At 62.2% G+C, this 13,064-nt stretch carries 6 protein-coding genes and 1 tRNA gene; 3 read left to right on the top strand and 4 right to left on the bottom strand.

Annotated elements, in window-relative coordinates; translation table 11 throughout:
* Nucleotides 1-403 precede the first annotated feature (403 nt).
* The 3 genes from M2342_RS01375 to M2342_RS01365 all read right to left on the bottom strand — a co-directional run bounded on the left by M2342_RS01375 (nt 404) and on the right by M2342_RS01365 (nt 5,906).
* Complete coding sequence (locus M2342_RS01375; RefSeq protein ID WP_319801072.1) at nt 404-3,625, bottom strand: multidrug efflux RND transporter permease subunit; 3,222 nt, start codon at nt 3,623-3,625, stop codon at nt 404-406.
* The gene (locus M2342_RS01370; RefSeq protein ID WP_264577755.1) at nt 3,622-4,815 is read right to left on the bottom strand and encodes an efflux RND transporter periplasmic adaptor subunit; all 1,194 of its coding nucleotides are present in this window, start codon (nt 4,813-4,815) and stop codon (nt 3,622-3,624) included. Before M2342_RS01370 ends, M2342_RS01375 begins: the two co-directional genes overlap by 4 nt.
* Nucleotides 4,816-5,474: 659 nt before the next feature.
* A complete protein-coding gene (locus tag M2342_RS01365) occupies nt 5,475-5,906 on the bottom strand; it encodes a DUF488 family protein (protein ID WP_264579960.1) in 432 nt (143 codons plus the stop codon).
* A gap of 403 nt (nt 5,907-6,309) precedes the next feature.
* Between M2342_RS01365 and M2342_RS01360 the strand changes: the two genes are divergently transcribed.
* From M2342_RS01360 to M2342_RS01350, 3 genes are read left to right on the top strand one after another with little or no spacing between them, the layout of a single operon-like run.
* The gene (locus M2342_RS01360; protein WP_264577754.1) at nt 6,310-7,872 is read left to right on the top strand and encodes a type I restriction-modification system subunit M; all 1,563 of its coding nucleotides are present in this window, start codon (nt 6,310-6,312) and stop codon (nt 7,870-7,872) included.
* Nucleotides 7,869-9,032, top strand: coding sequence for a restriction endonuclease subunit S (locus tag M2342_RS01355; protein ID WP_264577753.1), 1,164 nt, complete (start codon nt 7,869-7,871; stop codon nt 9,030-9,032). The genes M2342_RS01360 and M2342_RS01355 overlap by 4 nt, the downstream gene beginning before the upstream one ends.
* Before the next feature lie 3 nt (nt 9,033-9,035).
* The gene (locus M2342_RS01350) at nt 9,036-12,599 is read left to right on the top strand and encodes a DEAD/DEAH box helicase family protein (RefSeq protein ID WP_264577752.1); all 3,564 of its coding nucleotides are present in this window, start codon (nt 9,036-9,038) and stop codon (nt 12,597-12,599) included.
* Nucleotides 12,600-12,927: 328 nt separating this feature from the next.
* Here the strand turns inward: M2342_RS01350 and M2342_RS01345 are convergent.
* Nucleotides 12,928-13,003 (bottom strand) — tRNA-Val (locus M2342_RS01345).
* Nucleotides 13,004-13,064: the final 61 nt, after the last annotated feature.

Below are 13,064 nucleotides of genomic sequence, written 5' to 3'. Positions count from 1 at the left end.
GGGACATTGCAGTCAGCAGTGGATCATCTATTTGGTGTCAAATGCATTCGATACCGCGCCTCTTAAACCTGAAGAGCGAGTATTGATTGCCTACCTTTGGGAAGTAACGAGCGCAGTAATGCTTTGCCGCCTGGAAGGCCCGTGAGCTGGGATTAGAGCAGCGCTGCTGACAGACGACACCTAATTCATCGAACCGCTGAGCCGCTTTCCACAAATTCGTGAATTACTCGCCCAGGACCGTTGAATCGTTCACGATTTGATCTACATCTACTCTGGGGAAGCACAATCGGGGGTAGAGAGCTTGAGTATCGCCGACACAGGGGGCTTGAGCATTCCAAGGTCGTGGCCGTATCAGCAGATGATGTGAAGTCGAGTTGCTAGTGGCCTCAGTCGGCGAAAGGGCTCACTCCCGCGAGATCTTCTCAACAGCAGTGTCAGACACATGGCGTCTTGCGCGTCGACGCTCCATTGTGCCTGAAACCCGGTCGCCGAGCATCCTGCAGGCCACATAGAAGATTGGCGCAAAGATGAGGCCGAGCAGGGTCAGGCCGATCATCCCGTAGAAGACGGCTGTTCCCAGCGCTTGGCGCAATTCCGCACCGGCGCCCGTCGCAAAAGCGAGGGGGACCACGCCGGCGATGAACGCGAAAGAGGTCATGAGGATCGGACGCAGGCGGATGCGCGCGGCGATGATCGCGGCTTCCCGGGAGGACAGGCCCTCATCCTCGGCCTGGCGTGCAAATTCCACGATCAGAATTGCGTTTTTCGCCGCAAGGCCAATCAGCACCACCATGCCGATCTGCGTGAGAATATTATTGTCCTCGCCTCGCAGGTTCACGCCCAGAATGGCGGAGAGCAGGCAGAGCGGTATGATCATGATGATCGCGAGCGGCAGCGTCAGGCTCTCATAAAATGCCGCCAGCGCGATGAACACGAAGATGATCGCCAGCCCGAAGGCAAGTTCACCGCTGCCGCCCGCAACACGCTGCTGATAGGCCAAGTCCGTCCACTCGAAGCCAAAGCCTGCGGGGAGGCGCTGAGCGGCGATCCGCTCCATCGCTTCCATCGCCTCGCCGGAGGAATAGCCCGGCGCTGCCTCGCCCTGAATATCGGTCGATGGATAGAGATTGTAGCGCTGAACGCGATACGGCCCGGTCGAGGGCGTGAGCTTAGCGACCGCGTCGAGCGGGACCATCGTGCCGGACGCCGAGCGCGTTTTTATCTGCCCCAGCAGGTCCGCATTCTCCCGATAGGCCGGGTCCGCTTGCGCAATCACCTGGAAGCTATGGCCAAGCAGGGTCATGTTGTTGACGTAGGAGCCCGCCATGTAGGTCTGGAGCGCGGCATAAACATCCTGGCTTTCCACACCGAGCATCTCGGCCTTATCGCGGTCCACCTCCACCGCGATGCGCGGGCTGCGCATGTTGAAATTAGTGAAGCTCTGGGAAATGGCGGGCTCTTCAGCGGCCGCCGCGGCGAGATCGCGTGTCACAGCATCGAGCGCCGCGTAGCCGTGCCCGCCACGGTCCTCCACCATGAGGCGGAAGCCGCCCGCCGTGCCAAGGCCGCGCACCGGTGGCGGCATGATGAGACGAATGTCCGCCTCGGTCATGCTCGAGAAGCGCTTGCGCAGGTCGGCGACGATGACGTCCGCGGTCAGTCCCTTGGGCAACCGCTCGCTGAACGGCTCCATGATGGCATAAAGCTGTCCGGCGCTGGACTGGACGGACATGCCCATCGCATCCACGCCCGCATAGACGGAGGCTGCCTGAACGCCCGGTGTCTCCAGCATGACATCGATGGCCTGCCGCACGACGGCATCGGTGCGTGCAAGGCTGGCGCCGGTCGGCAGATTGATCGCGACGACGGCGAGGCTCTGATCCTGCTGAGGCACGAAACCGCGCGGCGTGTCATAGAGCCGCCAACCGGTGAGCAACAGCAAGCCGATATAGAGGATGAAGACGAGGCCCATCATACGCAGCAAGCGCCGTGTGAGCCTGCCATAGCTTTGACCGAAGCGGTCAAACATCATCGTAAAGCGCTCGCCGCTCCGGTGCAGCCAACGCACGATGGCGGTGCGCGGCGGGACACTGTCATGCTGGCGCAGTAGCAGCGCGCACAGGGCGGGCGAGAGGGTAAGCGACACGATGAGCGAGATGACGGTTGCGGCGGTCACCGTCAGTGCGAACTGCTTGTAGAATTGCCCCGTGACGCCGCCCATGAAGGCGGTCGGCACGAACACGGCCACCAGCACCAGCGCGATGCCGATGAGCGCGCCCCCCACCTCATTCATAGTCCGATACGCCGCCTCGCGCGGGGAAACGCCGGCGCGAATATGGCGCTCGGCATTTTCCACCACGACGATGGCATCATCCACCACGATCCCGATGGAAAGAACCAGCCCGAACAGCGAGAGGTTGTTGAGCGAGAAGCCCGCCGCCGCCATGACAGCGAAGGTGCCGACTAGCGAGATGGGTATGGCCAACAACGGGATGATGGCGGTGCGCCAGCTTTGCAGGAACAATATGACGACGATCACAACGAGAATGACCGCCTCGACCATCGTGTCGCGCAACTTATTCACGGAATCGCTGATATATTGGCTGGGGTTGAATACGATCCGGTAGGAAACGCCGGGCGGGAAACTCTTGGCGAGTTCCTTCATCGTCTCGCGAACGGCGGTGGCCGTCTGGAGTGCATTGCCGCCCGATGCCTGCGAAACACTTAGGGGATAGGCTTCTCCCTGATCGAGATAGGCGTTGATCGAATAGGTCTGTGCGCCCAGCTCCACCCGCGCAATGTCGCCGATGCGGGTGACGCGCCCTTGCGCATCGCGTTTGACGATGATTTGCTCGAACTCTTTGGGCTGGTTGAGCTTGCTCTGAACATTCAGATTATATTGGGTAGGGCCGGGATTCTGGCTCATTTGCGCGCCGCCAACCGTTCCCGCCGCAAGCTGGATATTGTTGCCGCGCAGCGCCGCCAATATCTCTTGCACGGTCAGGTCGCGCGCGGCTGCCTTGTCCGGGTCGATCCAGATGCGCATGGCATAATCACGTGAAGCGAATGTTCCGACATCGCCCACGCCGGGCAGGCGGAGCAGCCGTTCCCGCACCTGCATGGTTGCGTAGTTGGCGAGATATTCGCGATCGATACTGGGTGAAGTCGACAGCATGTGGACGATCATCAGTGTGTCGTTCTGCGCCTTGCGCACCGTCACGCCGAGATTTTGCACTTCCTGCGGCAGCTGGGGCAGCGCGGTCTGCACGCGGTTCTGCACCTGCACCTGCGCCAAATCAGGATCGGTGCCGATCTGGAAGCTGATGTTGATCGTCACGCGGCCATCCGCAATCGCGGTCGAACTCACATACAGCGTGTTGTCCACGCCATTGATCTGTTGCTCCAGTGGGGCTGCAACGGTGTCCGCCATAACCTCGGCAGAGGCGCCGGGATAGACGGCGGTGACGCTGACCACCGGCGGCGAGATTTTTGGATATTGGTCGACCGGCAAGCGCCAATAGCTAATGATGCCGACGAGCAGAATGAACAGCGACAAGGCGCAAGCAAAGATGGGTCGCGCGATGAAGAAATGCGAGAAGCTCATCCGCGCGTTGGCGGCGCTCACTTGGTCGCTCCCGGTGCGGGCCGCTCAGGTTCGATCTTGCCTAGCTTGGCGACGACCTTCTGCCCCACTCGCGCGCGCTGCATGCCGGCGATGACGACCTGCTCGCCGGGCGCGAGGCCGCTGCGGATCACCCGCAGGCCGTCCGCTATATTGCCCAGCTCCACAATGCGCTGGGCAATCAGACCATCCTTGCCGACGACGAATACGGTCGGACGGGTCTGATCGACAATGATCGCCTTCTCTGGAACAAGCAGTGCAGGGCTAGGCGCGCCCAAAGTCCAGCGCATCCTTCCAAACATGCCGGGGGTGAGCAAGCCGGTGGGGTTCTGTACGAGCGCTTGTCCGCGGATGGTGCCGGAGCTTCGATCGAGCGCATTGTCCAGCATCTCGATCTGACCGGCCCAATTGAACTCGGTTTCATCCTCAAGGCGGATCCGCACGACAGCGCCACTCTCACGAGCCCGGCGGAATTGCAGGAAAGCACGCTCCGGCGCATCGAACACAAAGCGCATGGGGTTCTGTGTCATGATGGTGGTGAGCAAGGTCTGCTCGGCCGAGACCAGATTGCCTGCTGCAAGCCTGCGATAGGATGCCCGCCCGCTTGCTGGCGCCGTGATGCGCGTGAACGAGAGATCCAGCGATGCGGCCTGAGCGACGGCGCGGGCGTTGGCCAGCTCAGCGGCCGCCTGCTCCCAATCAGCAAGGCGGGTATCGACCAGGGACTGGCTGATGAAGCCATCGCCGATCAGGGCCGTCGCGCGCTTATAATCAGCCGAGGTTCTGGCGAGCGCCGCTTGCGCACGGGCGACGCCGGCGCGAGCTTGCGACAGTCTTGCGGCGAAGGGCCGTTGATCGAGCGTGAAGAGCAATTGTCCGCGCGTGACGGACTGCCCGTCCTTGAAGTGGACCGATTGCAGCAAGCCAGAGACTCGCGGACGCACATCGATGGCGTCCACCGCTTCAAAACGTCCTGCATAATCGACCCAATCGGCCACATTGCGGCTGAAGGGTTTTGCGATAATGACTTGCGGTGTAGGCGGCGGCGGTGGCGCTTTTTCCGAGCAGGCAGCCAAAGCGTGAAGGGCAAAAGCGATTAGAAAAGTGAGCTGGTTGCGGGGGAACTGCGAGATAGCAATCCTGCGGCCATGCCATTCCTCAGGTCGCGCTACCGCGCTGTAGCTCCCCCTCATTCGTCCATCCCTCCGCGCAGACTGCAAAAATTCTGTGTTCCAGCGCTTATATCTGCTCGTCTTAGCAGCACCTCATAGTGGACGAAAGCAACTATTGGCCTGCGAATGAGCGCCCTGCAACGTCTCGATCTGAGGGCTTTTTCTGACAGTTGTGCTGGCGAGCACATCCTCCATCAGATGTTTCACCTCACCGACGGGCACGCGCCTAGCGAAGTAACGGTGCAAGGCGCGGTTGCGCAGCGCGACGCGCTCATCCTCCAAAACGGGCACGCACCTTTCCTGCACCTACGCTATCTCCGCCAGAGGTCAGATCTCACTGTCTCCTAAGAGCGGGAAGGCGGCCAACCCCTCATGTTGAGCGTGCATCAAAAGCATCGGTCAGAACTGTGTTGGTGTCTCGGCCCAATGGTAATAAGGCGCTGGACAGGGGAACTGGCACGTCATTGACGTGATATGTTTGCGCGTCCCGCCCGTCGGAATGATGCGGCCCGAACGACTGCTATTGCTTGGAGCAGACGTCCGTTACGCCGGATCTGAACGACCAGGTTTGGTCGGTTGCCGCTAACATAGCCGTTGTTCAGCACGCTTCGCTTGAGTGTCGAAGCCGGACATTCGTTAGTGGGGAGGGCCCTAGCTGGATTTGCGAACATATCTGACGCTCATGCGAACAAATGCGTGACCTCTGCGTCAGGCATGAGAGCGCCAATCAGTAGAGAACGGTGACAACTTTCTGGGTTGCGCTCGAAACAAAGCAAGGCGGTAGGCATCTCGTTCACGAGGTCGCATAACTGCGCTCCTTGCGCGATTGCATTGGGCAGTTCCAGCTGACCGGCATAAACCTCGGCCAAGCGAGCATGATCGCCTTTTCTCGCAGCTTCGCGGCCTGCAGGGGGCGTGCCAAGAGCCTTCAAGCCGACATAGGCAATATCCGCCTCTCGTAACCCGGCCGCCAAAATATTCTTCGAAAAGCCCGGTCGGCGGGAAAGCGGGACTGCGCGAACGTCAGCGACGCATTTCACTCTGGCACGAAGCAAAGAGGATACAAACTCCGCCTGGGTCGCACCTTCATATCCGATCGAAAATATCCTCATTCCCTGTAGATAGGAAGCGCGGCGGTTATAGCTATGGTGAGACTTGGGATGGTCGCCTCCCGCCAACAAAGCGGTCATTCGACCGCCCGAAGCGGCTCGCTCGAACCTGCCGTTCGTTCATTAGGCTGTCGCGGCAGCGATCGACCCTCACTAGGGACTTTTCCGCCGTTGCCACAGACATAGCGGACGGCAGCTTTCGTCATGAGACGGCATCGACGATCCGCCCGCCCTGCATCTCCGTACGACAGATAATGAGCCGCGAGCCGGCCGACTGCTCCGCGCGGGATGCGAGGCAAAGCTGACGAGGCTCGCAACCGTTGCGGTTGCCTTGCCAGGCGATATGAGGCGAATACAGCCGGCGCCTTGCTGCCAGGCGCTTACTATCGCAAGGGGAATCAGTTTCATGCTGACCGGTGAAATCCGCAGCCAGATCAACAAACTGCGCGACGACCTGTGGGCGGGCGGGGTGTCCAATCCGCTGACCGGTGTCGAGCAGATCACCTATCTGTTGTTCGCCAAGCGTCTGGACGACATTCAGTTGCGCGAGGAAGCGAAGGCGGCGGCGCTCAAGCGCCCCTTGGCCCGCCGCATCTTCCCCGAAGGCAAGGACGGTCTCGACACCCCGCAGTTCCGCGACGGCGGCTGCCCCTATGAGCTGCTGCGCTGGTCGAAGTTCAAGAACGAAGCGCCGGAGCGGATGTATGAGATCGTCGCCGACCACCTGATGCCGTTCCTGCGTGGCCTCGGCGGCGCGGAGAGCGTGATGGCGAGCCACATGAAGGGCGCGCGCCTCGCCTTCACCCGGCCCGGCCTGCTCGACAAGCTGGTGCAGGGCCTCGACAAGATTCAGATGGACGATCGCGATACCAAGGGCGACGTTTACGAATATCTGCTCTCGATGATCTCCAGCGCGGGGGAGAATGGCCAGTTCCGCACCCCGCGCCACATCATCGACCTGATCGTCCGGCTGATGAACCCCGGCCCGGACGACACGGTGTGCGACCCAGCCTGCGGCACCGCGGGCTTCCTGATGATGGCGGCCGAGCATGTCCGGCGCGAACATCCCGGCCTGTTCTATGACGAAGCATCGCGCACGCATTTCGAAACCCGCGCCTTCACCGGATATGATTTCGACGAGACCATGCTGCGTATCGGCGCGATGAACATGATGCTGCATGGGATCGAAGAGCCGCGCATCGCCTATCGCGACAGCCTGGCCGAGGGCGGCGGCGACGATGCCGGGCAATATAGCATGATCCTGGCCAACCCGCCCTTCGCCGGCAGCCTGGACAATGAAAGCTGTTCGAAGGATCTGCTGAAGGTCGTCAGCACCAAGAAGACCGAATTGCTGTTTCTCGCGCTGTTCCTGCGCATGTTGCAGACCGGCGGGCGCGCGGCGGTGATCGTGCCGGATGGCGTGCTGTTCGGATCGTCCAAGGCGCATAAGGGGCTGCGGCAGAAGCTGGTGGACGACCACCGGCTGGAGGCGGTGATCTCGCTCCCCTCCGGCGTGTTCCGCCCCTATGCGGGCGTCTCCACCGGCATCTTGGTGTTCACCAAGACCGGGCGCGGCGGCACCGACAAGGTGTGGTATTACGACATGGCGGCCGATGGCTGGAGCCTGGACGACAAGCGCAATCCGCTGCTCGACGAAAGCCTGCTCGGCCCCGCCCCCGCGCGCGCGTTGACCGAGGAAGAGCATGCGAAGAACAACCTGCCCGACCTGCTGACCCGCTGGGCGGAGCGCGGCGGTGCCGAATGCGACAACCCGCGCACCGCGCAAAGCTTTTGCGTGTCGCGCGAGGACATCGTCGCGGCGGGCTATGACCTGTCGATCAACCGCTACAAGGAAGTGGTCCACGCCGAGGTCGAACACGCCGCCCCCGCCGACATCATCCGCGAACTGCGCGCGCTGGAGGAGGAGATCGCCAAGGGGCTGACGGCGCTTGAGGGGATGCTGGCGTGAGTGTCTGCTTAGAGTCGCTCTGTACGCTTTTGACCGATGGCACTCACTACACGCCCGCCGACGCCGGAGAGGGAGTTCCTTTCCTCACCGTCGCGGACATGCATCCTGCCGGCCTCAATTTTATCTCGTGTTCGCGTATCTCTGAACACGATTTCGCGGAGGCAGATCGCCAAAATTCTGCACCGAAGCGCGGAGACGTTTTGTTCTCTAAGGATGGCACCGTCGGTAAAGTCCATGTCGTCAAAGACGAAGAGCCTTTCGCTGTGCTCTCATCAATTGCGATTATCAGACCCGATTCACAAAGGCTGGACGCGAACTACCTTGCTCATTTTTTGAGGTCTCCAGCAGCGACCTCGGCCACCGAACGTAGCAAGACGGGTAGTGCCCTCAGGCGAATAATCTTGAAAGACATCAGGCGGCTACGCCTTGATCCTCCCCCCCTGCCGGAGCAGCGGCGGATTGCGGCGATCCTGGATCAGGCGGATGCGCTGCGCCGCCTGCGCCGCCAATCCCTCTCCCGCCTCTCCGACTTGAGAAGAGCCGCGTTCGACGCAGCCTTTAAGAATCAAGCGCGTCTCGAAACCGTGCCGCTTTCGAACGTAGTCGCACCGGGGACAATTGTAACCTACGGTATCGTCCAGGCGGGCGAGGAGTTTGCGGGGGGCGTGCCTTACATTCGGACTGGGGACATTAAGGACGGCGTGATCCGAGGCGAAGATCTGCGACATACGGACCCGACCATCGCGGAGAGGTTCCACCGATCAAAGGTGCGTGCAGGGGAAATTGTCATGAGCATCCGGGCTACGGTCGGCACGACGGCTGTTGTGCCGGATTGGCTTGACGGTGCGAACTTAACGCAAGGGACGGCTCGCATTTCACCTGGCCCGCGAACCCATAAAAGATACTTGCTCGAGTATCTTCGCTCTGAACGGGTTCAGCGATGGATTCAGCGGCAAGTGAAAGGCGCGACCTTCAGAGAAATAACGTTGTCGCGATTGCGTGAATTGCCGGTCGAGGTTCCCACGATGGAGGCGCAAGAAGAATTTGCCCTGTCGATTGAGGCTTTGGAGAATCAGGAGCAACTCTTCAACAACTCACTAATCCGCTTTGACTCGCTCTTCGCCTCCCTCCAACATCGCGCCTTTCGCGGAGAGCTATAACGCATGAACGAGGGCGAACCGGGCGGGCGCAAGACGCTGTCGATTAGGGGTGGTGGTTCGCCGCCTCCGCCGCCGTCGCAGCCCGCCGCGCAGTTCGCCTTCCTCGCCCCCTTCCCCTTCCTCGCCGATCATGTCGCCATGGCCGAGCGGCAGGCGCTGCCCGATCCGCGCGGTGCGGCGGTGCATGCGCGCCTCGCGGTCGAGGCGATGGTGCGCTGGCTTTACGACCATGATGCCGCGCTGCGGGCACCCTATGACGACCATCTCGCCGCGCTGACCGCCGAGCCCAGCTTTGTCCAGCTCGCCGGCCTGATGATCCGCACCAAGATTGATCTGGTGCGCAAGATCGGCAACCGCGCCGCGCATCCCGGCCAGTTCGCGCCTGCCCAAGCGGTGAGCGCGCTACGTGAGCTGTTCCATATCGGCCTGTGGTTCGCGACCCGCTATTCGCAGACCCCGCCGCCCGCCGACCTCAGCTTTTCCGCCGACCTGCTACCCCGCGCCGATGCGGGCGCGCAAACCAGCGTCGATCAGGCCCGGACCCTCGAAGCGGCCGCAGAAGCGGCGCGTGCGGCGCTGGAGGCCGAGCGCAAGGCGCGGATGGCCGATGCCGACAGCCGCGCGGCGCTGGAGGCCGAACTCGCCGCCGTGAGGGCGGAGATGACCGCGCTGCGCCAGGCCAATGAGGGCCGCGACGCGGGCCATGACTATGGCGAGGCGCAGACCCGGTCCGACATCATCGACGTGCTGCTGCGCGAAGCCGGATGGGCGCTGACCGATGCGCGCGACATCGAATTTCCCGTCCATGGCATGCCCAACGACCGCAGCGCGGATGGCCCAGATGGTAAAATGGGGGGCGCGGGCTTTGTCGACTATGTGCTGTGGGGCGATGACGGCAAGCCGCTGGCGGTGGTCGAGGCCAAGCGCACGCGCAAGGATGCGCGCGAGGGCAAGGAGCAGGCGCGGCTCTATGCCAATTGCCTGGAGGCACAGTTCGGCCAGCGCCCGGTGATCTTTTACACCAACGGTTACGATCACTGGATCTGGGACGACCTCCACTATCCGCCGCGCCCCGTCTCCGGCTTTCGCACCAAGGACGAACTGGCGCTGATGATTCAGCGGCGCACGACGCGCACGCCCTTCGCGCAAGTGCCGACCAACCGTGAGATCGCCGGCGCGCATGGCCGCACCTACCAGGAGCGGGCGATCCGCGCCGTGTGCCATCGGTTCGAGGATGGCGACCGTGGCGGCGAGAACCAGCGCACCGCGTTGCTGGTCATGGCCACCGGATCGGGCAAGACCCGCGTGGCGATCGCGCTTTCCGACGTGCTGATGCGCGCCAACTATGCCAAGCGCATCCTGTTCCTGGCCGATCGCGTGCCGCTGGTGAAACAGGCAACGGGCAATTTCCGCAAATATCTGCCCGACAGTTCGCCGGTGAATTTGACGATGCACCCGGGGGCGGAGGGGCGCGTCTTCCTGTCGACCTATCCCACGATGATGAACCTGATCGAACGCGGGCGACAGGACGGCAAGGGGCGGTTCGGACCCGGCTATTTCGATCTGATCATCATCGATGAGGCGCACCGGTCGGTCTATCGCAAATACAAGGCGATCTTCGACTGGTTCGATGCGCCCCTGCTCGGCCTCACCGCGACGCCGAAGGACGAGATCGACAAGAATACCTATTCGCTGTTTCAGCTGGAGGATGGCGTCCCGACCGACGCCTATGACCTGAAGCAGGCGGTGACCGACGGCTTCCTGGTGCCGCCGCGCGCGATCGACGTGCCGCTGAAATATCCGCGCGCCGGTATCCGCTATGATGACCTGTCCGAGGCGGAGAAGGAGGAGTGGGACGCGCTCGACTGGGGCGAGGACGGACCGCCGGACGAAGTGGGTGCGGCCGACGTCAACGACTGGCTGTTCAACATCAACACGATCGACCTGATGCTGAAGCAGCTGATGGAAGACGGGCTCAAGGTCGCGGGCGGCGATCGGCTGGGCAAGACGATCATCTTCGCGAAGAACCACCGCCACGCCGAGTTCATCGTCGAGCGCTTCGACGCCAATTACCCCGCGCTGAGGGGCGTGTTCTGTCGCCTGATCGATAATCAGGTGAAATACGCCCACAGCCTGATCGAAGAATTCGAGGAGCCGGAGAAGGCCCCGCATATCGCCGTGTCGGTCGACATGCTCGATACCGGCATCGACATCCCAGACGTCCTTAACCTGGTCTTCTTCAAGATCGTCCGCTCGAAGTCGAAATTCTGGCAGATGATCGGTCGCGGAACGCGGCTGCGGAAGGGGATTTTCGTCGACGCGGAGGGGCAACGCGCCGACAAGGAGTTCTTCTACGTCTTCGATTATCTCGGCAATCTCGACTATTTCAACGCCCAGATCGACGGCACCGAGGCGCGGGCCGCAGCGCCGCTGGGTGAAAGATTGTTCGCGGCGCGGGTGGAGCTGGTCGGCCTGATGCAGCCTGAGCGCAGGGCAGGCGGCGCGGTTCGCTCACCGACAACCGGGTTCCGCAGCGAAGGCGACGAGCCGGGCCTCTACGAAGGCGTGCGCAAGCAGTTGCGCGACGAGGTGGCGGGCATGCCGCTCGACAACTTCATCGTCCGGGCCAAGCGCCGCTATGTCGAGAAATTCCTTGACGCCACGGTCTGGGACCATCTGGGGGAAGAGGACCGGCACGAGCTGATCGAGCATGTGGCGGGGTTGCCGACCAGCCTGACCGACAGTGACATCGATGCGAAGCGGTTCGATCTGCTGTGCCTGCGCATTCAGCTCGCCATGCTGCGCAACGCTGCTTTCACCCCGCTGCGCCAGGCATTTATCCGGCAGGTGCATCAGCTCGAAGCCAAGGGCGCTGTGCCCGACGTGGCGCGGCAGATGGCGCTGATCCTTGAGGTGCAGACCGACGAGTGGTGGACCGATGCGACCCCGCAGATGGTCGAGATCGCGCGCCGCCGCCTCCGCGGGCTGATGAGCCTGATCGAGGCCGCGCGCCAGGTGATCGTCACGACCGACCTCGCCGATGCCATGGGCCGCAAGCGCGAAATCGAGCTGGTCGATTTGGGCGGCGCATCTTCGCTCGCGCAGTTCCGGCGCAAGGCACGCGCCTATGTCGATGCCCATGCCGATCACGTAACGCTAGCACGCCTGCGCCAGGGACGCCCCCTAACGCCGACCGATCTGGACGAGTTGCAGAAGCTGTTCATCGACGCCGGCGTAGCCGACGATGCCGATTTTCAGCGTCTTCGGCAGATGCCGGACATGCCCAGCTTTATCCGTTCGCTCGTCGGCTTGGATCGCCGCGCTGCGCAGGAGGCGTTCAATAATGCGCTGGCCGGAGCCGTGCTTTCAGCAAGGCAGATCGATTTCGTCGAGCGGATCGTCGACTATCTGACTGCCTCCGGGACCATGGATCCCGCCGCACTTTACGAACCGCCTTTCACTGACACGGCACCGAGCGGCGTAAGCGACATGTTCGAAGGCCCGCTGGTCATACGGATTGTCGAAATCCTCAACGGCTTTGAGCCGCGCTTGGAGCGGGCGAGTTAGCAAGCAGCGCAGCACCAAGATTCCGTGCGTCAGCTTTCGGTGAACTGCCCGCCGCACCGCAGCGGCACTAAATACAGCACTTTCCTAACGATCCGCTTCGGAGCGCCCGATGGTCAGCTTATGGCATGGGTGGACGGTCAAAATGTCTGCCAGCAACGACCGGCTGTGGTCGGCAGCTGCCCTCGCACTCAAGTAAACAACCGTCCGCTTTCCTTCAACCGGCGCTTAAAACGCGACGTTCCGGATCGTCCCCAGCAGCAGTCACGTGAGGCAGCGTTAGACCCGATTTGAGGCGGTTTAAACCGGTCTCAACAGCCGGACAGGATGCTGGTGGGCGATGACGGGCTCGAACCGCCGACATTCTCGGTGTAAACGAGACGCTCTACCAACTGAGCTAATCGCCCCAGCAGCATCGTGACGGTTCGCCCGTCACAGGCGCCCCTTATCGGTCGCTATGGGGGCGGG

Origin of the sequence: Sphingobium sp. B8D3A (genome assembly GCF_025961995.1) — a bacterium.
In the GTDB taxonomy this organism is placed as follows: Bacteria; Pseudomonadota; Alphaproteobacteria; order Sphingomonadales; family Sphingomonadaceae; genus Sphingobium.
The sequence above is the reverse complement of the archived record's forward strand: the minus strand, read 5'-3'. Positions and strand labels throughout refer to the sequence as shown.

Coding starts and splice junctions, on each gene's coding strand:
- M2342_RS01350 (WP_264577752.1), top strand. CDS start 9,036: ATGAACGAGGGCGAACCGGGCGGGCGCAAGACGCTGTCGATTAGGGGT.
- M2342_RS01360 (WP_264577754.1), top strand. CDS start 6,310: ATGCTGACCGGTGAAATCCGCAGCCAGATCAACAAACTGCGCGACGAC.
- M2342_RS01370 (WP_264577755.1), bottom strand. CDS start 4,815: ATGAGGGGGAGCTACAGCGCGGTAGCGCGACCTGAGGAATGGCATGGC.
- M2342_RS01365 (WP_264579960.1), bottom strand. CDS start 5,906: ATGAGGATATTTTCGATCGGATATGAAGGTGCGACCCAGGCGGAGTTT.